This window comes from Peribacillus folii (genome assembly GCF_030271255.1).
Taxonomy (GTDB): Bacteria; Bacillota; Bacilli; order Bacillales; family DSM-1321; genus Peribacillus.
In genome coordinates this window covers 157,328-176,768 of the sequence record NZ_JASJOM010000001.1, presented here as the reverse complement: position 1 = coordinate 176,768, position 19,441 = coordinate 157,328, and the positions used below count along the sequence as shown (strand labels likewise).

The 19,441-nt window shown below is 45.9% G+C and carries 23 protein-coding genes and 1 other annotated feature; of the genes, 20 read left to right on the top strand and 3 right to left on the bottom strand.

The window, feature by feature from the left end; all coding sequences use genetic code 11:
* Positions 1–12: 12 nt before the first annotated feature.
* Positions 13–882, bottom strand: a complete 870-nt coding sequence (locus QNI08_RS00875) for an ATP-grasp domain-containing protein (RefSeq protein ID WP_285765547.1) — start codon at positions 880–882, stop codon at positions 13–15.
* Positions 851–1,792, bottom strand: coding sequence for an ATP-grasp domain-containing protein (locus QNI08_RS00870; RefSeq protein ID WP_285765546.1), 942 nt, complete (start codon positions 1,790–1,792; stop codon positions 851–853). The genes QNI08_RS00875 and QNI08_RS00870 overlap by 32 nt, the downstream gene beginning before the upstream one ends.
* Before the next feature lie 98 nt (positions 1,793–1,890).
* Here QNI08_RS00870 and QNI08_RS00865 point away from each other — a divergent pair, with 98 nt between their 5' ends.
* From QNI08_RS00865 to minD, 11 genes are all read left to right on the top strand, one after another.
* The gene (locus QNI08_RS00865) at positions 1,891–3,171 is read left to right on the top strand and encodes a bifunctional folylpolyglutamate synthase/dihydrofolate synthase (protein WP_285765545.1); all 1,281 of its coding nucleotides are present in this window, start codon (positions 1,891–1,893) and stop codon (positions 3,169–3,171) included.
* A 206-nt stretch (positions 3,172–3,377) separates the two neighbouring features.
* Positions 3,378–3,503 (top strand): hypothetical protein, encoded by a 126-nt coding sequence (locus tag QNI08_RS00860; protein WP_285765544.1) that lies wholly within the window; start codon positions 3,378–3,380, stop codon positions 3,501–3,503.
* On the top strand, positions 3,500–4,252 hold the full coding sequence (locus QNI08_RS00855; protein WP_285765543.1) for a prepilin peptidase: 753 nt from the start codon (positions 3,500–3,502) through the stop codon (positions 4,250–4,252). Before QNI08_RS00860 ends, QNI08_RS00855 begins: the two co-directional genes overlap by 4 nt.
* 306 nt (positions 4,253–4,558) lie before the next feature.
* Positions 4,559–5,530: a hypothetical protein gene (locus QNI08_RS00850; protein ID WP_285765542.1), complete on the top strand. Its 972-nt coding sequence runs from the start codon at positions 4,559–4,561 to the stop codon at positions 5,528–5,530.
* 185 nt (positions 5,531–5,715) lie between these two features.
* Positions 5,716–6,285: a Maf family protein gene (locus QNI08_RS00845; RefSeq protein ID WP_285765541.1), complete on the top strand. Its 570-nt coding sequence runs from the start codon at positions 5,716–5,718 to the stop codon at positions 6,283–6,285.
* 58 nt (positions 6,286–6,343) lie between these two features.
* Complete coding sequence (gene radC, locus QNI08_RS00840; protein WP_285765865.1) at positions 6,344–7,018, top strand: RadC family protein; 675 nt, start codon at positions 6,344–6,346, stop codon at positions 7,016–7,018.
* Between the two features lie 147 nt (positions 7,019–7,165).
* Complete coding sequence (locus QNI08_RS00835; protein ID WP_285765540.1) at positions 7,166–8,185, top strand: rod shape-determining protein; 1,020 nt, start codon at positions 7,166–7,168, stop codon at positions 8,183–8,185.
* Between the two features lie 151 nt (positions 8,186–8,336).
* Positions 8,337–9,209, top strand: coding sequence for a rod shape-determining protein MreC (gene mreC, locus QNI08_RS00830; protein ID WP_285765539.1), 873 nt, complete (start codon positions 8,337–8,339; stop codon positions 9,207–9,209).
* On the top strand, positions 9,206–9,724 hold the full coding sequence (mreD, locus tag QNI08_RS00825) for a rod shape-determining protein MreD (protein ID WP_285765538.1): 519 nt from the start codon (positions 9,206–9,208) through the stop codon (positions 9,722–9,724). The genes mreC and mreD overlap by 4 nt, the downstream gene beginning before the upstream one ends.
* Before the next feature lie 115 nt (positions 9,725–9,839).
* A complete protein-coding gene (minC, locus tag QNI08_RS00820) occupies positions 9,840–10,523 on the top strand; it encodes a septum site-determining protein MinC (protein ID WP_285765537.1) in 684 nt (227 codons plus the stop codon).
* Positions 10,524–10,525: 2 nt separating this feature from the next.
* The gene (gene minD, locus QNI08_RS00815; protein ID WP_061143480.1) at positions 10,526–11,329 is read left to right on the top strand and encodes a septum site-determining protein MinD; all 804 of its coding nucleotides are present in this window, start codon (positions 10,526–10,528) and stop codon (positions 11,327–11,329) included.
* 155 nt (positions 11,330–11,484) lie between these two features.
* On the opposite strand, the gene QNI08_RS00810 is transcribed toward minD, so the two are convergent.
* Complete coding sequence (locus QNI08_RS00810) at positions 11,485–11,928, bottom strand: S1 domain-containing RNA-binding protein (RefSeq protein WP_285765536.1); 444 nt, start codon at positions 11,926–11,928, stop codon at positions 11,485–11,487.
* Positions 11,929–12,179: 251 nt separating this feature from the next.
* Between QNI08_RS00810 and QNI08_RS00805 the strand changes: the two genes are divergently transcribed.
* The 9 genes from QNI08_RS00805 (at position 12,180) to QNI08_RS00765 (ending at position 19,339) form a co-directional block, all read left to right on the top strand.
* Complete coding sequence (locus QNI08_RS00805; protein ID WP_285765535.1) at positions 12,180–12,929, top strand: M23 family metallopeptidase; 750 nt, start codon at positions 12,180–12,182, stop codon at positions 12,927–12,929.
* Positions 12,922–13,788, top strand: a complete 867-nt coding sequence (locus QNI08_RS00800; RefSeq protein WP_285765534.1) for a M50 family metallopeptidase — start codon at positions 12,922–12,924, stop codon at positions 13,786–13,788. The genes QNI08_RS00805 and QNI08_RS00800 overlap by 8 nt, the downstream gene beginning before the upstream one ends.
* A 41-nt stretch (positions 13,789–13,829) precedes the next feature.
* Positions 13,830–15,302, top strand: coding sequence for an Rne/Rng family ribonuclease (locus QNI08_RS00795; protein ID WP_285765533.1), 1,473 nt, complete (start codon positions 13,830–13,832; stop codon positions 15,300–15,302).
* A gap of 75 nt (positions 15,303–15,377) precedes the next feature.
* Positions 15,378–15,461 (top strand) — a sequence feature (ribosomal protein L21 leader region).
* 13 nt (positions 15,462–15,474) lie between these two features.
* Positions 15,475–15,783, top strand: coding sequence for a 50S ribosomal protein L21 (rplU, locus tag QNI08_RS00790; RefSeq protein WP_034308849.1), 309 nt, complete (start codon positions 15,475–15,477; stop codon positions 15,781–15,783).
* A gap of 13 nt (positions 15,784–15,796) precedes the next feature.
* Positions 15,797–16,129, top strand: coding sequence for a ribosomal-processing cysteine protease Prp (locus QNI08_RS00785; RefSeq protein WP_061143475.1), 333 nt, complete (start codon positions 15,797–15,799; stop codon positions 16,127–16,129).
* Positions 16,130–16,141: 12 nt separating this feature from the next.
* Positions 16,142–16,432 (top strand): 50S ribosomal protein L27, encoded by a 291-nt coding sequence (rpmA, locus tag QNI08_RS00780; protein ID WP_061143474.1) that lies wholly within the window; start codon positions 16,142–16,144, stop codon positions 16,430–16,432.
* Between the two features lie 539 nt (positions 16,433–16,971).
* Positions 16,972–17,511, top strand: coding sequence for a Spo0B domain-containing protein (locus QNI08_RS00775; protein ID WP_285765532.1), 540 nt, complete (start codon positions 16,972–16,974; stop codon positions 17,509–17,511).
* A 49-nt stretch (positions 17,512–17,560) separates the two neighbouring features.
* A complete protein-coding gene (gene obgE, locus QNI08_RS00770; RefSeq protein WP_285765531.1) occupies positions 17,561–18,850 on the top strand; it encodes a GTPase ObgE in 1,290 nt (429 codons plus the stop codon).
* A gap of 39 nt (positions 18,851–18,889) precedes the next feature.
* Positions 18,890–19,339 (top strand): ACT domain-containing protein, encoded by a 450-nt coding sequence (locus QNI08_RS00765; RefSeq protein ID WP_285765530.1) that lies wholly within the window; start codon positions 18,890–18,892, stop codon positions 19,337–19,339.
* Positions 19,340–19,441 lie beyond the last annotated feature (102 nt).

The following is a 19,441-nucleotide window of genomic DNA, read 5'->3' as shown; positions in this document are numbered from 1 at the left end:
GGTTCCTCCTTTTTATTCATGATAATCTTGAACGTCATGAAGGGAGTTGATCCTTTCCTTGATGAATGTGAGGTACTCCCTTACGATATTGATCTCGCTCAAGGCACTTAGAGTACGGCTCCCGACGACATCCTCGATTTCATTGAGCATCAGGCTGCCGTCTTCGGCAAAAATGAAATCGATGCCGACCAGGCCGAATTCAAACGCTTCGATGATTCTTTCCACCAGCGCTAAATCATGGGGAGCCAGTTCATATAAGGAAGCGGTTCCGCCTAACGTATAATTCGCCTTGAAGCTGGAAGCTGATTCGCGGAGCACGGCGGCCTTCACTTGTTTGCCTATGACAAAAACACGGATATCCTGTCCGAATCGGCCGGGTTGCTGCACGATCCAGTTTCCATCATTCAACTGGGCCAAATCTGCGTCATTCTTGATTAAATACACCTGCTTCCCGCCGCGGCCTTTTGTTTCTTTAGCGATGAAAGGAAAGGTCATATCAGTTGCCTTTGGCCGTCCGCTGCAATATACGGTATCGGCCATCGGAATTCCCAACGTCGATAAATACTGATGGGTCTTTGCTTTGTCATTCGCCATTTCGGATACGAAAGAGGAGTTGAAGCAAACAATCCCGATTTGCTCCAGCTGTCTTGTGAAAAAAGGATCGATGGTCCGCACGATGGCAAAGTCTGGCGGTGTGATTGGCCCCAGCACATGCTCCGCATATAACGCATTGCAGCGATGACCGATCCGAAGGTCTTCACGATGGTAGAAATGCAAATCAAGATCAAGCTTGCTTGCCTCGTCCAGCATCCAATCTATGTAGCCTTTATTTTTTTCGGCATCCTCGCGATTATAAATCAGCCAGCCTGCTTGCTTTTTCATTTGACGCTCTCCCTTTTCCTAAATTGTCCAGCATATAATCAAACATGCTGTCCGCGATGTTGATGCCGGTGCATTCATATATATTCAGCAAATGCGAATTGGAATTGACCTCGCACAAAAGCGGCCCATCTTCACCGAACAACAAATCGACGCCGGCAAATGAGGCGCCGAGAATCTCTGCACAACGGATCGCCAGGTTTGCTTCCTCCTTTGTGGGCGTATAGGGCTGGGCCCTGCCCCCAGCTGTCATGTTGGCCCGGAAGTCAATCTCGGAATGGCGCTGCATCGCAGCTATGACCTGATTGCCGACGACATTGACACGAATGTCCCGTCCTTTGCTGTGCCTGATGAATTCCTGGATGATGAATGGTTTGTGGCCAAGATGACGGACCGCCCTGAGAAGTTCTTCTTCCGTTTGAATCAAATAGACTTGTTCCCCGAAAGAACCGTAGGACTCCTTGACGACAAGCGGGAATCCAAGTTCGCTCCCGATTTTCATAAAAGCATCCATATCGGCCCGTTCAATCCCCTCGTATGTGAAAGGAGGGAAGACAGTCTTTGGCATCGCAATGTTATGCCCTGCCAGTGCTTGATGCGTTTTCGCTTTGCTGTCGCAAATATCGATGGCAGAACTGCTGTTGTAAACCGGAAGGCCGAGCAATTCCAAGTGGCGCGCCAAATGGATGTCTTTGTCCATGAATAGGACAAAATCAGGCAGCTTTCCAAACGCTCCCTTAAGTAAAGGGACTCCTTTTTCGATGACGGGAATTAGATCTGAGTTTCGCATTAAGGTTGCCTTGATTTTTTTTCTTTCGGCTGCTGCTTGAATGAATAAAGCCAAACTGGAAAATTTATCATGCTGTAAATAGCCATTCACGACAATCCAACAGTGGATGTCAGAAGTTTTCATGGAATACACTACCTTTCATCTAGGTTAATCGTTCATATATTGATAAAATAATCTTAACGCATTAGAGCGGTAGAAAGATAGAGGGGGCTCGAGGTTTAATGACAACGACCATGGAAGAAATCAATCATTTTTTTGAACGGCGGCAAGTCCGGTTGGGCATGAATTTCGGATTGTCACGGATGGAAGCATTATTAAGTAAATTAGGCAATCCGCATGAAGGGTTAACGTATATACATATTGCCGGCTCGAATGGGAAAGGTTCGACACTGCAGTATATGAAAGGGATGCTGATGGCAGAAGGCGTCCGGGTCGCGTCCTTCACCTCGCCGTATTTAATCCGCATGAATGAGCAGCTGAAGATAAATGCAGCGGAAATCAGCGATGAAGAGTTCGTGTCCGTCTTCACGGAACTGCGGCCGTTCATCCAAGAGATGGATGAAGCAGGGAATCATCCCACTCAATTCGAAATCCTGACAGCTATGGCATTCTCTTATTTTAGCAAGAAAGAGGCGGATTTGGTTTTGCTGGAAACCGGGCTTGGAGGCAGGCTGGATACGACGAATGTCATCAAGCCACTGCTTTCGATCATTACCTCGATATCTTTGGAGCATACGAATATCCTCGGTGACACACTGGCGGAAATCGCTGCAGAGAAGGCAGGCATCATCAAAAGCGGGGCGCCGGTCATAAGCGGGGTGACGGCGAAAGAACCGGCGGACGTAATCGGAGAAAGAGCGATTGCAGTTGGTGCTCCGTATTACCAATCAGGCAGGGACTTTCAAATCGGGCATATCAAAAAAAGTGAAAGCGGGCAGAGCTTTTCGTTTACGCAAGGAAATAGGACCATCGATCATATTGAAATGAGCATGTTGGGCCAGCATCAAATCGAGAATGCGGCATTGGCCATTGCTGCTGTCCTGATCGCCCTTGAACATATCGATGAAAATAGCATCCGCAGGGGAATCGCGGAAGCAAAATGGAATGGCCGTTTTGAGAGAGCATCCGAAGAGCCTTTGGTGATCATGGATGGTGCCCATAATCCGGCGGGCATCGAGGTCCTCATGGATACGCTGAAAGTGCATTACCCTGACTATGACTACCGATTCATTTTCAGCTCATTCAAGGATAAAGATTATGCCAAGATGCTTCATGAACTTGAAAAAGATGCGCTTGAAGTCATCATTACCGAGTTCGCCCATGATCGCGCGGAGGCTGCGCAGGCGCTTTATGAAGCCTCTCATCATAAGAATAAAGTACTGATCACGAATTGGCAGGCAGCCATTACGGAAGGAAGGCGGAAAACAGGGGATAAAGAAGCGCTTGTCATCACAGGTTCCCTGCATTTCCTTTCACTTGCGAGATCATTCCTGCATGACTGATCGGTCCGAATCGGAAACCGATCAATTTTGCCATGAAGTGAATATTTGGAAGAGCCAGAGGGGAATTACGGGGAGATCCAATCCTTTCATGAAGTTTTTGTCCGTCAACTCGACGTATATTTGTTAAAATATGCTTATATATTGTTTCTAGAATCAACAGGCTTTTGACGGGCCGGCCTGAAGAGTAAATACGGGGAGGAAATGACATGAGGAACCGTAATGAGTTTCGAAAAAGGGATGTCCTGGCAAAAACATGGGACATGCTGATGGAGGATATGCAGGTCGGGAAACGGGCCAGATGGACGGTTTCCTTGTGCATGTTGCTTGAATGATGGTTACCCACGTCTATATATTCATACTAGGCTTGATTTTAGGTTCATTTTTTAATGTTGTCGGCTTAAGTGTTCCGGTAAGCACCCCATTTGTGAACCGTCGCTCCGCTTGTCCCTCCTGTGGGCGTACCTTGACATCTCTTGAGCTGATACCGGTCATTTCCTATGTGCTGCAGGGCGGGAAATGCCGGGGCTGTAAAGCGGGGATTTCCCTTCTATATCCGATCGTGGAAATGCTGACGGGCATTTTATTTGTATCAGCTCCGCTATTCCTCGGTTATTCGGGTGAGCTACTTATATGCTGGACATTGATTTCGTTGTTCATGATCATCTTTGTATCCGATGTGACCTATATGCTCATACCTGATAAAATCCTGCTTTTCTTTATGCTGATTTTTATTATCCTCCGGATATCGTTCCCGCTGTCACCGTGGTGGGATTCGCTAGCTGGTGCGGCAATCGGGTTCAGTCTGCCCCTTCTGATCGCCGTAGTGAGCAAGGGCGGTATGGGTGGCGGTGATATTAAACTGTTTGCAGTGATCGGATTTACCTTGGGTACGAAGCTTATGCTATTATCCTTCCTTTTTGCGAGTTTTTATGGGGCATTCTTTGGCATCATCGGGATGCTCAGTGGTGCCCTTAATAAGAAAACTGTCATCCCATTCGGCCCGTACATCGTTTTTGGAACATTGACGGCTTATTATTGGGGCGAAGATATTGTAAGTTTGTATGTAAGCCTCCTAAGATGAGCGTAAAGGACCATGCTGCAAATGGGGGAATTTGTCTAATGAGCCCTCGATTAGCAGAGCTAGTGAATTTCCCCCATTTCCAAGGAGGGGGGAAGGAGAATCGGGCAGCTCCATAATCTGTGAGGCATGGATATTGAGGCAATCATGAACCAGAAGTACCAGTGGACAAGAAGACCCTCTCAGCCAGGCGGTCGGTAAAAGGGAAAATTTGACGAAACCTATTAATGACAAGACGACAAAAGTCTTGTTATTTTTTTTTTGCACTATGATAGGATGGAAAAAATGATTTGGAGAGGAGGAAAAAAAGTGGGCAAGCCAGGAAAAAGCAAAGGTATTAAGATTAAGATAAATGGGGAAGAAAAAGGATTTGCCGATAATGGCAGGATTGAAAGGGAAGAGGCAGCGAGTGAAGAGCAGGAACGGCAAGATGATAGCTTTGAATGGATTTTGCCTGATGAAACCAACGAGAACAAGATCGTATTGGTCCCCACGCCCCCGAAGAAAAAAATCCCGAAGCTGATCGGCTTTGGTGCCAGCTCGCGGAAAGGCTCGGAAAAAAGGCCGATTAAGACATTTTTGATCGCTGTCATTTGCGCCGTGTTCTTTGGATCGATTCTTGGCTTGATTGCCGTTAAAACGATCACCAGGGAGAAAGCGGCGGTCCCCTCGGCCGAGACCCCGATTTCAACGAAGGCTCCGGTGGAAGATAAAAAAGCCGCAGTGAAGGGGAATGCGACGCAGCTGAAGACATTTCTTGTGCAGGGCGGAGTGTTCAGCAGCGAGGATGCAGCCAGGCAGGTACAAAAGAAAATCCTCGAAAAGCAGGTTCCCGCTGAAATCTTCAAACTGGAAGACAGCTATTATTTATTCCTTGGTTCTGCAGAGAGCCTCGCTTCAAGCAAGGAGCTGGCCTTATTCTTAAAGTCGTATGATGTGGATGTTTACTGGAAGGAAATCAACCTTGAAGCGTCCGGAAAAAGCCAGGGGGATGAAAAAAACCTCGACAAGATGAAGACGGTATATGCTTCGCTAGCGGAAATATCGGCTGCCAAGCTTCGCGGTAAAGAAGCGACGGTAAACAGGGAGGCGCTGAAGAAAGATCTGAATGAACTGAAAGCGGCGAAAGTATCCGAAGGGTTAACTAAAATGAATGCTGACCTAACGGCAGCGGCACAATCGATTACCGAGTTTGAGAGTTCCAAAAAGGAAGACGAGCTGCTCAAGGCACAAGCAAGCCTCCTGGATTTTTTATTGAATTACCAAAGTGCAACAAGTTAACGGGAAAAGGGACTATCCAGTTGGACAAGCTCCCTGTCAAAAGCTGTCACAAGACAGCTTTTTTATTTTCCGGGAAATGCCCACCTGGATTTGATGATTCCTAGTAAACAATAATTGTGGATTGCATCATAATTTGATAGGATAGATATGTATCTCCCTATGTAAAGAAAGGTGACCTTTTAATTATGCAGCCATTGATTTTAGCTTCTTCATCACCACGTCGTAAAGAGCTTCTGCAGTTTCTCCAAATCCCCTTTGAAAGCATGAATTCCAATGTCGATGAAACGATTGATGATACCATGTGTCCGGATGCTGCCGTGAAAGAGCTTGCCTCGCGCAAAGCGATGGCCATCGCAGCAAGATTTCAGGAACGCTGGGTGATCGGTTCGGACACGGTTGTAGTCCTTGATGGAAAGATTTTGGGCAAGCCAACCAGCCGCGCCGATGGAAAAAGGATGCTGGAGATGTTATCAGGACGTACACATGAGGTATATACGGGCGTTGCCATTTTATTCGGTAAGCATTGCAAGGTTTTCGCGGAAAAAACGGAAGTGACTTTTTGGGAGCTGCCAGAAGCTGAAATCGAACATTATCTGGATAGCGGGGAACCTTTTGATAAGGCAGGCAGCTATGGGATACAAGGGTACGGATCCCTGCTTGTCAAACAAATCAAAGGGGACTACTTCTCTGTCGTCGGGCTTCCGGTTTCGAGATTGGCCCGTGAGCTCAAGGCGATGCAGGCGGACCTGGGATAATCGATTTCCGCCCTGGCGTCTCCCTTCTATAGGGAGGGCAAATGTTTTGCATGAAAAAATGTTAATAAGGGATTACCCGAAAGAAGAAAGGCCGCGGGAACGGTTTCTGCAAGACGGGCCACAGAGCCTCTCCAATCAGGAATTGCTTGCGCTGCTGCTGAGGACGGGGACCCGTGATGAATCCGTACTTCAGCTAGCCGGCAGGCTCATCAATTCCGTCAAGGGTCTGCGTCTGTTAAAAGAAGCCTCCGTGGAAGAATTGACCGGGATTAAAGGGATAGGGGAAGCGAAGGCCATCCATATTCTTGCATCGGTCGAACTTGGCAGGAGGATGAACCAGCTGAATGATCAAGATCGCTATGTGATCCGTTCCCCTGAAGACGGGGCTAATTACTGCATGGAGGACATGCGTTTTTTGTCCCAGGAACATTTCGTCTGCCTCTATTTAAATACGAAAAATCAAGTGCTTCAAAAGACAACAATCTTCATCGGCAGCCTCAATGCCTCAATCGTGCACCCCCGCGAGGTTTTTAAAGAAGCTTTCAAAAGGTCTGCCGCCTCTATCATCTGTCTTCATAACCACCCCTCCGGAGACCCCACTCCTAGCAGAGAAGATATTGAAGTGACGAAAAGATTAGTCGAATGTGGTAGAATTATCGGGATTGAAGTATTGGACCACATCATTATCGGGGAACACAAATATGTTAGCTTGAAGGAAAAAGGTTATTTATGACACTATCAAAATTTTTGACGATACGATATAATATTGTTTATGATTTTTAAAAGAGGAAACTTTTTCAAAACTCTTATTGTCAAAAAACGACAAATTACATCTTGAACTTATAAAAAAGGCATTTTTGTTTACGAAAGGGAGATACCAATGTTTGGAATAGGCGCTAGAGATATAGGGATTGATTTAGGAACGGCTAACACGCTCGTATATGTAAAAGGAAAAGGGATTGCGGTTCGCGAACCATCGGTTGTTGCAGTGCAGACCGATACAAAGCAAATCGTTGCAGTCGGAAACGATGCGAAGAACATGATCGGCCGTACACCTGGAAACGTGGTTGCGCTTCGTCCGATGAAGGATGGCGTAATAGCTGATTATGAAACGACCGCAACAATGATGAAGTACTATATGAAAGAAGCTCAAAAAAAGGGTGTATTCGGAAACAAGCCATATGTCATGATTTGCGTTCCTTCTGGAATCACTGCAGTAGAGCAGCGTGCAGTCATCGATGCAGCGAGACAAGCGGGCGCACGTGATGCATATCCGATCGAAGAACCGTTTGCAGCAGCGATTGGTGCAGACCTTCCAGTTTGGGAGCCTACAGGCAGCATGGTCGTGGATATTGGCGGAGGAACGACGGAAGTGGCGATCATATCGCTTGGCGGTATCGTAACAAGCCAATCCATCCGCATCGCTGGTGACGAAATGGATGATGCCATTATCGTTTACATACGCAAAAACTACAATTTGATGATTGGTGAGCGTACTGCAGAAGCGATTAAAATGGAAATTGGTTCTGCAGGTGATACGGAAGGCGTCGAAAACATGGAAATTCGCGGCCGTGATTTATTGACGGGTCTACCGAAGACGATTGAAATCACACCTGATGAGATATCCAAAGCACTAAGCGATACCGTTTCCGCGATTGTGGACTCGGTGAAAAATACGCTGGAAAAAACACCGCCTGAATTGGCCGCTGACATCATGGACAGAGGCATCGTGTTGACGGGCGGAGGCGCTTTGCTGCGCAATTTGGATAAAGTCATCAGTGAAGAAACGCAAATGCCGGTGATCATCGCCGAAAATCCGCTGGATTGTGTGGCGATCGGCACGGGGAAAGCGCTGGATCATATCCATTTATTCAAAACTAAATCAAGAGATTCCCGATAAGCATAACTTCTCAAATAGGAGCCGGCTCAACAAAAGGTTGCAATTTTGAGCCGGTTTTTCTTATGTTCAAACAGCACGGGCAACGCATTTACGTTTTATAAGGTATAAAGGTAGTAGATATTAGATATTAAGATATAGAGGTGCAATTACCATGCCACAGTTTTTTAATAAAAAGCTCCTTCTCTTGCTCGTTAGTATCATCGTTCTCGTGGCATTGATCGGTTTTTCTTTAAAGGAGAGAGAAGAGTTGACTTGGCCGGAGCAATTCCTGAAAGATACGACAGGCTGGGTTGGAAATGTGTTTAATAAGCCAGTATCGGGTATAACAGGTTTTGTAGGAGGCTTAAAAGACCTTCAGCATACATACGATGAAAACAAAAAATTGAAGGCCCGCCTGGATGAATATGTACTATTGAAAACCCAGGTCCAGGACTTGAAGGAAGAAAATGACGAATTCCGTGATAACCTCAAAAAAGAAGATGACCTGCGGAAGTATTCATCGATTCAATCGACGGTCATCGGCCGTAATCCCGACCGGTGGAATGAGATGCTGACGATCAATAAAGGAAAGCGTAATGGGGTAGAAAAAAACATGGCCGTCATCAAGTCCAATGTGCTTGTGGGCAAGGTTAAATCAGCGACTGATTTTACGGCTTCGGTTCAGCTCCTGAGCTCAATCGATAAAGCGAACCGCGTCTCGGCAATCGTACAAGGTGATGATAAAGCTTACGGTTTGATTGAAGGTTTCGATGATAAAAAGAACCTGCTGCTGATGAAACGGATTCCATATGATAAAAAAATCAAGAAGGATTCTACGGTCATCACTTCCGGTTATGGCGGGATATTCCCGAAAGGACTATTGATTGGAAAAGTGGTTGACGTCAAGGTGGACCAATACGGATTGAACCAGACTGCTTATATTGAACCTGCGACGGATTTATACGATATAAATAATGTTATGGTCGTTCAGCGTGAGGTTGGCGGGGTAGCGGACGAAAGTGATGGGGAGGATGAAGCGGAGTGAAACAATTCATCCTTTCTTTTGTAGCACTGATTTTTTTTGTTTTTGAAAGCATTTTCGCGCAGCTGTTTGCCGGCGATGCATTCGGGGACGATAAAATCCTCGTTCCCCATTTCATGATGATTTTCATTTTTTTCCTGGCGATGTACGGTTCCAGGAAAATGGGCATGCTTTATGGGGCCATCCTTGGATTGACTTATGATGTCGTGTATACGGAGATCTTGGGGATCTATATGTTCCTGCTTCCTTTTCTTGCCTATTTGATTTCGAAATGCATGAAAATCCTGCAAAATAATCTATTGATTGCCTGTCTGACGGCTTTTATATTCACGGCCGTTTTGGAGCTGGTCATCTTCCAGATGAATACCATCCTTTCGTTCGCCGATATGCCATTCGGTGAATTCGCGGAAAGGAGATTGCTTCCGACCTTGTTATTGAATCTCGCATTCATCATCGTCAGCTGCTATCCTTTAAAGAGATTATTCGAAAAGCTTGATTTGCAAGGAGACGCGGAATAACGTTTCAATGCCCGAAGTGCAGGCCGGAATCGCATTTTTTCTTTTCAGAGTACGTAGAAAAAGGAAAATTGTTTTCCTATGTCGAATTATATTTCATTGAGGTGAAACAAACGTCATGAATAAAAGAATTCAGCAAAATGTCATGATTAAGGGAACAAAAGACGGGTTTATGCTTCATCTCGATGATTCTTGCTCATTTTCCGATTTGTTGAAAGAGTTAGAAGTGAAGCTTTCCGCAAACTATCAGTTTCAAGAAAATGACCCGTCCATTTCCGTTAAAGTACATACAGGGAACCGCTATCTTGATGAAAAACAAACAAAAATGATTAAAGAGGTCATCCATAAAAAAAAGAAGCTTTTCGTAGACGAGATGATTTCAAATGTCCTGACAAAGGATGAGGCGAACCGCTGGAAAGATGAAAACCAAGTGACGACCGTGACCAAGGTGATAAGATCTGGACAGGTTTTTGAAGTTCCCGGTGATTTACTTCTGATCGGGGATGTCAATCCTGATGGAACGGTGCGTGCGGGCGGCAGCATATATGTGATGGGGCAGCTAAGGGGCATCGCCCATGCTGGATACATGGGGAATAATGAGGCCATAATAGCAGCCTCGGTCATGAAGCCTGCCCAGCTCCGCATTGCCGGACAGGTCAATTTATCTCCTGACGAATATACGAAATGGGGGCATGATCTGGAATGCGCCTTCATGGACGAAGAAGAAAATATCATTATCGACAAACTGCAAGTTTTAAAGAAATATAGACCTAATTTAAATAGATTAGAAGGGGGTCTCTAATCGTGGGAGAGGCAATAGTTATAACATCCGGTAAGGGTGGTGTCGGGAAAACGACCACCTCCGCCAATTTGGGAACATCTTTAGCTCTTCTAGGCAAAAAGGTTTGCTTGATAGATACGGATATCGGTCTGCGGAACTTGGATGTGATCATGGGATTGGAAAACCGGATCATCTATGATTTGGTCGATGTGGTCGAAGGGCGCTGTAAGATCCATCAAGCGCTCATTAAAGATAAACATTTCGAGGATTTGCTTTATTTGCTTCCGGCTCCGCAAAATAGTGATAAATCAGCGGTGAATGAAGAGCAGATGAAGAAGCTCATCAGCGATATGAAGCCGGATTATGATTATATCCTCATTGACTGCCCAGCAGGCATTGAACAGGGCTTCAGGAATGCCATTGCCGGCGCTGACAAGGCAATCATCGTTACGACTGCCGAGAGACCCGCTGTCAGGGATGCGGACCGCATCATTGGCCTGCTTGAAAAAGAAGAGCAAATTGAACCGCCTCAATTGATCATCAACCGGATACGCGGCCATTTGCTTCATGAAGATGAAGAAATGGATATCGATGGCGTTACCGATTTCCTGAAAATTGACTTGATCGGCGTCATTCCTGACGACGACCAGGTCATTGTGGCAGCGAATAAAAAGGAGCCCATTGCCTATAATCCAGACAATAGGGTGTCGCTTGCTTACCGGAACATAGCCCGGAGGATTCTTGGTGAATCCGTTCCCTTGTCGCCAATCGGCGGCGAACCAAAGGGCTTCATGTCCAAATTGAAAAAATTCTTTAGCGTGCGCTGAATTGGGATTGTTTGAAATGTGATGGGCAAAGCCCTTGCAGTCAAGCAAATTCAAGGACGAAGCGGGAGCACTTGATGCCCCGCTTTTTTTTATGGTGCGGGCAAAAAAAAGGCAAGCCAGGGTTCCTGGCTTGCCTAATCCATATGGAGACGGGGTTATCCGCGTCTTCCGCCCCTGCCGCCGCGTTTTGATTCGGTGCTGCGTTTAAGGGTCGATAAATTTTCTTCACTGGTCTTTAAAAAGCGACTCATTTTATCTTCGAAATTTTCCTTTGGCTGGAAATTACCTTTTGAACGAAAATCTTTAGAACGGCTATCCCCTTGGCGTGGTGGGCGTTTGGTATAAGAAGAGGTTTGCCCTTCGGGTCTATCTATAGCCTTTTTGATGGACAAGGCAGTTTTTCCGTCTTTCTCACTAATCACTTTTACTTCTATTTGGTCGCCTACTTTAAGATGGTCATTGACGTCTTTTACATAGCTATCTGCTACTTCGCTAATATGCACAAGACCTGTCGAGCCTCCCGGTAATTCTACGAATGCTCCAAAATTAGTGATACCTGTTACTTTACCTTGTACTTTGCTGCCTATTTCGATTGACATAAAAAAATGTTCCCCCTCAATAATGTTAAAACCACTTTATTATAACAAATTTCAGGGAACAATATCAATTGGATTTTACGTGGTTTATTCAATTTCAGCAATTGGTGTGAAAATCCTTTGGATTACACCACTTTTCCCTCGATTTTCAGGCGAGTTAATTATTTTATTCCCACCATCCTTTCACGGTCATAGTCTGGACAAGTTGCTCATACGCTGTAATATAGCGCTTTTTAGAGCAGGGGGGATTCTTTATGGATGATCGCAGGAAAGATATCCGCAATCGCATTGCCAAGAGACGGAAGTTTAATGATAATCCAGTTGGGAACAGCAGTTGGACGGAAATCAACAATGATGAATCATATGGTGTGGATTCATTCAACGGATATTCGGAAAAAGATCATCCGCTCTTCAGGAAAGAATATTTTTTCTTTAAAATCCTTGTCAGCGTCTGCCTGTTCCTGGTCATTGCGGTGATGTTCAAGCATCCTTCGGCACGTCTTGATCCTGCCAGGAGCTTTGTCTCGGAAAACATGAGCAAGGAATTCCAGTTCGCTTCCATCTCCAATTGGTACGAAAATGCGTTTGGCAAACCGATCGCTTTTTTGCCGAAGGAAGCGAAAAAGGAAACGGTTGACTCGAACGAGGGCTATGCGACGCCAGTTTCAGGCAAAATCACCCAAACCTTCGAGACGAACGGTGAAGGGATCATCCTGGAAACGAGCAAGGGCTCCAAGGTCGAGGCAATCAATGAGGGCGTAGTCATTTTTGCCGGTGAAAAGGAGGGAATAGGGAAGACGGTCGTCATCCAGCATGCCAATCATAGTGAATCCTGGTATGGGCAGCTGAAAGAGATTGATGTGAAGATGTATGAATTCGTTAAAAAGGGCAATGAAGTTGGACAGGTTACAGTCAGTGAAGACGGATCGAAGGGCAGATTTTATTTGGCGATCAAAGAAAATGATGCTTTCGTCAATCCTAAAAAGGTGATTCAATTTGAGTGAATATGGGAAATTACTGCTCAAGATCAGGGTGCATCCGACATTGTGGTTCGTGATTGGTGTTGCCATCCTCACTGCCCATTTCGTGGAAATGCTGATGCTGCTGCTCATCGTCTTCATTCATGAAATGGGGCATGCCGTCTGTGCTCAGCACTTTAAATGGCGGATAAAGTCCATCCAGCTGCTTCCTTTTGGGGGGGCTGTCGAGACGGAGGAATATGGCAATAAAAGCTTGAAGGAGGACTTGGCTGTTGTGCTTGCCGGCCCGCTTCAGCATGTATGGCTCATTGGTGCCGCATTTTTGCTTTATTTCTTTTCTTTTATTTCCCATGAGCTGTATCAGCCCTTTTTGTATATGAATCTGATGCTGCTAGCCTTTAATTTGCTGCCGATTTGGCCGTTGGACGGGGGACGGCTGCTATTCATTGGCATTTCGCTATATTGCACCTTTCTTGAAGCCCAGAAGCATACACTGCATTTTTCGGCAGCTTTCGCTGTTACGGCCTTTTTGACCTGGCTCATTCTTGATCCGCTCAATTTGAACATTTGGCTCATCGTCTTTTTCATCGGTCTTTCGCTTGTGATGGAATGGCGGCAGCGCTACTATGCGTTTATCCGCTTCCTGTTGCAGCGTCATTACGGGCATACCAATGACCTGGCGAAATTGAAGCCGATTTTGGTGGATGCACAAGAACCGATTTATAAGGTGCTGGAACTGTTTCAGCGGGGGTGCAAACATCCCGTCATCATCATGAAAAACGGCAAGGAGAGCGGATCATTGGATGAAACGGAAATCCTCCATGCCTATTTTTCCGAGAAAATGACAAACGGGAAAATCGGTGACCTATTATATTCTTATTAAATATGTTATCCTTTCTTCAAATTGAGGAGAGGATTTTTTTAATGAAAAAGATGATCGCGAACCTTGCTTCACGCGAAAAAAGAGTCGCCGTATTGGAGAATGAGGTACTGCGCCAGCTTGTGATTACGCCCGAACAAAAGCGCAGTACGGTCGGTAACATTTATCTTGGGAAGGTGACGAAGGTATTGCCTGGTATGGATGCCGTCTTCATTGATTACGGGGCGGATAAGAATGGCTTCCTGCATCGAGACGAGCTCCCTTCCTACCAAATGACAAAAAACACCGATGGGAAAGCGGCCATCGGCCAATATGTTCGTCAGGGAGAAAAGCTGCTCGTTCAGGTAAGCCGTGATGAAACAGGTACAAAAGGAGCTAAATTGACGGGATTGATCGAGTTTTCCGCAGAATCCCTCGTATACATACATGGAAACGATTATGTTGGCGTGTCAAAGAAATTCAAAAACGAGCAAATCCAAAAACAGTGGCGGGAGACAGCCCTGCGAAATAAAAAACCTGATGAAGGCTTGATCATACGCACCTCGATGGAGAAGGAGAGTGAGGCGGTCTTCTTGGAAAGGCTGGACTCATTGCGCGAGCAGTATCAAGCATTAAAAAGGAAGGCTGCCTCTCTCAAGGCTCCGGCACTGCTCTTGTCGAGGGATTCAGTTCTTACGATGATCATGGATGAGATGTCTCGAACGGCTGCCGGACAGCTTGTCATCGATGATTTCGACGCCAGCCAAGTGTTGAAGAAATGGGTGCAGGAAAATCAGAAGGAGTGGGAAATATCCCATGCACCCGGTCCAGACAATATTTTTTCCGAAGCGAATATAGAGGCGCAAGTGGAGAAAATGAATAAAAAAATCGTTTGGCTCGATAATGGCGGTTATCTGATTTTTGAAGAAACGGAAGCTTTCACCGTCATCGATGTCAATTCTGGTAAATTTACCGGAAAAGCGGCAAAGGAGGCAACCTTGTTTGCCGTGAATCAGGCGGCGGCTAAAGAGGTCGCCCGCCAGTTAAGGCTGCGGAATATCAGCGGGATCATTTTGATCGACTTCATCAATATGACTCAAACGCGACACGAGCAGGAAATCATCGATATCGTTAAAAGGGAGACGGCAAAGGACGAGAAACGGGTACAGGTCATCGGCTTTACTGAGCTGGGCATCCTCCAAGTGACGAGAAAGAGAACCTCGCCGTCTTTAAGCGAATGGATGACGGTCCCTTGCCCGGTTTGCAACGGAAGCGGAAAAATCGAAAGCCCTGAAACCGTGGCCTTCCGGCTGGAGCGTGAACTGCTGGAGCACCGCAAGACCGATGATGAAGCGGTCTGGGTCGAGGCAAGCGAGGCGGTTTGGCACGTGCTGCTTGGCGAACAGGAATCCTACAGGCAGACGTTGGAGGAATTGATCGCCAAAAGGCTATTCGTAACATTTATCCCCGGCTCCGTGAATGCTTATTCCATCAAACGCTTCGGCAGCATTGAGGAAATCAGCGGCGCCATCGAATGATGGGCAGGAATTTCTACAAATATATTGACAGGCATTCCGGTTTCATGATAGGATTTTACTGTTATGTTTGTAGCACCCGTGCTACAACCGCTCAACATCAGGTCCTAAGCTTTTGCCTTTCAGGCAAGACGCCTGTGATTGGCGAGTCTGAGACATTCAAGGAGGTGCAAGTATGTACGCAATTATCGAAACTGGCGGTAAACAAATTAAAGTAGCAGCTGGCGAAGCGGTTTACATTGAAAAATTAAACGCAGAAGCAGGCGAAACTGTTACATTTGACAAAGTTTTATTCGTAGGTGGCGAAGACGTGAAAGTCGGTGCTCCACTAGTTGAAGGCGCTACTGTAACAGGTACTGTCGAAAAACAAGGGAAGCAAAAGAAAATCACTGTTTTCAAATACAAAGCGAAGAAAAACAATCGTAAAAAACAAGGTCATCGTCAACCATACACAAAAGTTGTTATCGAAGCAATCAACGCGTAAGGGCTGATTCTAGATGATTAAAGTTGTCTTTGATGCTCCGCAGGAACGAATTGCTTCGTTCACCCTAAGCGGACATGCTAACTTTGCTAAAAAAGGTTCTGATATCGTTTGTGCAGGTGTGTCGGCTGTTTCCTTCGGGGCAGTCAATGCAATCATGTCCTTGACGGATGTAGAGCCTGAGATCGAGCAAGGAAGGGAAGGCGGCTATCTTCGCTGCGTCATCCCGGGGAATCTTTCGCCGGAATCCGAAGAGAAGGTTCAGCTGCTTTTGAACGGAATGCTCGTATCGCTGCAAACCATCGAACGTGATTATGGTAAATACATGAAAATTATCCTCAACCAATAGGAGGTGGAACATATGTTAAGATTAAATCTTCAGTTCTTCGCTTCGAAAAAAGGAGTAGGTTCTACAAAGAACGGACGTGACTCAATCTCCAAGCGTCTTGGCGCTAAGCGTGCAGACGGTCAATTCGTATCTGGTGGCTCTATCCTTTACCGTCAACGCGGAACGAAAATCTATCCTGGTGAGAACGTAGGCCGTGGTGGAGACGATACTCTATACGCTAAAGTAGACGGTGTTGTTAAATTCGAACGTTTCGGACGTGACCGTAAAAAAGTAAGCGTATATCCAGTTGCACAAGAAGCATAATTGGCATCTTTGAACAGAGGCTGACTCAAAAGGGTCTGATTCCTTCTACAAGACTATATACCGCGTCATTTTTAATAATGGTAGGCATATAGTGGAGAAGAAGGGGTCCGGCCCTTTATTTATACTATGGTTCGATAGATGACCAGCGTTTTGCAGGAGACTTCAGTCATTAGTATAAGGAAAAGCAACCTCTGACATACAAAAGGCTCGCCAACCGGCGGGCTTTCTTACACTTTCAGGGGAACAACCCATTACTCATTCACCCCGTTTGGTTCATCCGGATGGACAGTCCAATTCAACTATATCATCTCCGATTGGTGCTAAGATAAGGCCCATTCTCTTTTCTAGTTCAAATGGCTCTACCATCGTCCAAAGAACTCAGGGTGTGTGGCTGTATTTTTTGGACGGGGGCTTCATGTGAAGGCATGTGAATCGAGCTTCATTTCCTGTTTGTTGTTTTTTTGTTATACTGTAAAATGGAAGTATTCAACATGATAGAGCGGAAAAAAGTTTCTTTATCATAATTGAAGGTGTTAATAATGAATAAAAATTGGACGACTATTGAAACCCTGCGTCAAACCAGGCATGATTGGCTGAATAAAATTCAAATCATCAAAGGCAATCTTGAGCTGAACAGAATTGACCGTGTCAAGGGCATCATTGATGAAATCATTATTGAAACCCAAAATGAAGCACGCCTGTCCAGCTTGAATTTACCGAAATTCACTGAGATGCTGCTGACTTCCAATTGGAATAACGGATCATTTTATTGCGAATATGAAATCATCGATGTTTTTCAAGGATCTGCTGATGTGGATGAGCTGATGTATCGCTGGACGACCGATTACTTTACCATTTTGGATAAGAGTCTGGATCCGGCTTTTGAAAACGTACTGTCTGTTTCCATGGGTAAAAAGCAAATGGACAGCATGCGCTGTTCCTTTCATTTGCAAGGCAAATTCATTGACCAGCCGGCAGTAATCGAGTTTTTGGAACGGTCGCTAACGGCTGAGCAAACGATTGAAGTGTGCGAATGCGCTGGGGACGAAATGTTTTTTAAGATGACTATTGATTTTTAAAAGAAGTATACAGCAAGAATTGACTTGCAGAAAACAAGGAAGTGATAGCATGTTTGTCGATCAAACGAAAGTCTATATAAAAGGCGGAGACGGTGGTAACGGAATAGTTGCTTATCGTCGCGAGAAATTCATACCAAAAGGCGGACCTGCCGGCGGAGATGGCGGGAATGGCGCTAATGTCGTTTTTGAAGTGGAGGAAGGCTTGCGCACGTTAATGGATTTCCGCTATCAACGTCACTTTAAGGCACCGCGCGGGGAGCACGGCATGTCCAAAAACATGCATGGAGCGGCTGCAAAGGATATGGTCATCAAGGTTCCGCCAGGCACGGTCGTCATTGATGAAAAAACGAAGGAAGTCATTGCTGATTTAGTGGAGCACGGACAGCGCGCCATCATTGCCAAGGGTGGACGCGGAGGCAGGGGGAATTCCCGTTTTGCCACACCTGCCAATCCTGCCCCTGAAATCGCGGAGAACGGCGAACCTGGCCAGGAACGCGATATCATCATGGAGTTGAAGCTGCTCGCTGATGTCGGGTTGGTCGGTTTCCCTAGTGTGGGAAAATCCACTTTGCTTTCAGTCGTTTCAGCAGCGAGACCTAAAATCGCCGAATACCATTTCACTACGATCGTCCCTAACCTCGGAATGGTGGAAACGGAGGATCACCGCAGCTTCGTCATGGCCGATTTGCCTGGTTTGATCGAAGGGGCATCTGAAGGAGTCGGGCTTGGCCATCAATTCCTGCGCCATATTGAAAGGACGAGGGTAATCGTCCATGTGATCGATATGTCCGGTCTTGAAGGCAGGGATCCGTATGAAGACTACCTGACAATCAATAAGGAACTGGAAGAATACAATTTGCGCTTGACCGAGCGTCCGCAAATCATCGTTGCCAGCAAAATGGATATGCCGGACTCTGAAGAAAACTTGGCGGCTTTCAAAGAAAAGCTCGAGGAAGACTATCCTGTATTCCCGATTTCTGCGGTGACGCGTGCCGGAATCCGTGAGCTTCTTTATGCAATTGCAGATAAAATCGAAGAAACTCCTGAGTTCCCTCTTGATCATGAAGAAGAAAATACCGGAATTCACCGTGTTCTTTATAAACATACTTCACAGGCGGATGAGTTCAGCATTGAACGCGAATCCGATGGCAGCTTTGCCGTATCTGGATTCAAGATCGAGCGTCTATTCAAAATGACGGATTTCACCCGTGAAGAATCGATCCGTCGTTTCGCGAGGCAGCTCCGTTCATTCGGAGTCGACGAAGGCCTTCGACAAAGAGGTGCCACAAATGGCGATATCGTCCGTATCCTTGAATACGAATTTGAATTTGTTGATTGATAAGATGCCATGATGGCAGGCAAAAGGAGGCGTGCAGAGTTGAACAAGGGCGATCAGAAGTTTTTCCTCGTTAGAGAGGATGTCCTTCCCGAAGCGATGAAAAAAACGCTGGATGCAAAAGAAATGATTGAACGGGGAAAAGCTGAATCAGTTTGGGAAGCGGTACAGCGTGTGGACCTGAGCAGAAGTGCCTTTTACAAATACCGGGACACGGTGTTTCCGTTTCATACCGTCGTCAAAGAAAAACTGATTACCCTGTTCTTTTATCTTGAAGATCGTTCGGGTACTCTATCGGAGCTTTTACGGCTCGTCGCATCATCCGGCTGCAACATCATGACAATCCATCAAACGATCCCATTGCAGGGACGTGCGAATGTCACCCTGTCCCTCAACACGGGCGGGATGACGATGGATATTGATGAACTGCTTACAAAACTGCGTAAAATGGAGTTTGTCGAGAAAGTCGAAATCATTGGGAATGGCGCTTGAAAAACAGCCTGTACTTGTTACAAGTACAGGCTGTTTTTTTTTAGTCGCGATTAACTATTGTAAAAAATCTGAAAATGGCATAACATAAACAATAGATTTTCC

Bases quoted from the DNA above. Each gene is read 5' to 3' on its own strand.
- QNI08_RS00875 (WP_285765547.1), bottom strand. From the start codon at position 882: ATGAAAAAGCAAGCAGGCTGGCTGATTTATAATCGCGAGGATGCCGAA.
- QNI08_RS00870 (WP_285765546.1), bottom strand. From the start codon at position 1,792: ATGAAAACTTCTGACATCCACTGTTGGATTGTCGTGAATGGCTATTTA.
- QNI08_RS00865 (WP_285765545.1), top strand. From the start codon at position 1,891: ATGACAACGACCATGGAAGAAATCAATCATTTTTTTGAACGGCGGCAA.
- QNI08_RS00860 (WP_285765544.1), top strand. From the start codon at position 3,378: ATGAGGAACCGTAATGAGTTTCGAAAAAGGGATGTCCTGGCAAAAACA.
- QNI08_RS00855 (WP_285765543.1), top strand. From the start codon at position 3,500: ATGATGGTTACCCACGTCTATATATTCATACTAGGCTTGATTTTAGGT.
- QNI08_RS00845 (WP_285765541.1), top strand. From the start codon at position 5,716: ATGCAGCCATTGATTTTAGCTTCTTCATCACCACGTCGTAAAGAGCTT.
- radC (WP_285765865.1), top strand. From the start codon at position 6,344: ATGTTAATAAGGGATTACCCGAAAGAAGAAAGGCCGCGGGAACGGTTT.
- QNI08_RS00835 (WP_285765540.1), top strand. From the start codon at position 7,166: ATGTTTGGAATAGGCGCTAGAGATATAGGGATTGATTTAGGAACGGCT.
- mreC (WP_285765539.1), top strand. From the start codon at position 8,337: ATGCCACAGTTTTTTAATAAAAAGCTCCTTCTCTTGCTCGTTAGTATC.
- minC (WP_285765537.1), top strand. From the start codon at position 9,840: ATGAATAAAAGAATTCAGCAAAATGTCATGATTAAGGGAACAAAAGAC.
- QNI08_RS00810 (WP_285765536.1), bottom strand. From the start codon at position 11,928: ATGTCAATCGAAATAGGCAGCAAAGTACAAGGTAAAGTAACAGGTATC.
- QNI08_RS00805 (WP_285765535.1), top strand. From the start codon at position 12,180: ATGGATGATCGCAGGAAAGATATCCGCAATCGCATTGCCAAGAGACGG.
- QNI08_RS00795 (WP_285765533.1), top strand. From the start codon at position 13,830: ATGAAAAAGATGATCGCGAACCTTGCTTCACGCGAAAAAAGAGTCGCC.
- rplU (WP_034308849.1), top strand. From the start codon at position 15,475: ATGTACGCAATTATCGAAACTGGCGGTAAACAAATTAAAGTAGCAGCT.
- QNI08_RS00785 (WP_061143475.1), top strand. From the start codon at position 15,797: ATGATTAAAGTTGTCTTTGATGCTCCGCAGGAACGAATTGCTTCGTTC.
- rpmA (WP_061143474.1), top strand. From the start codon at position 16,142: ATGTTAAGATTAAATCTTCAGTTCTTCGCTTCGAAAAAAGGAGTAGGT.
- QNI08_RS00775 (WP_285765532.1), top strand. From the start codon at position 16,972: ATGAATAAAAATTGGACGACTATTGAAACCCTGCGTCAAACCAGGCAT.
- obgE (WP_285765531.1), top strand. From the start codon at position 17,561: ATGTTTGTCGATCAAACGAAAGTCTATATAAAAGGCGGAGACGGTGGT.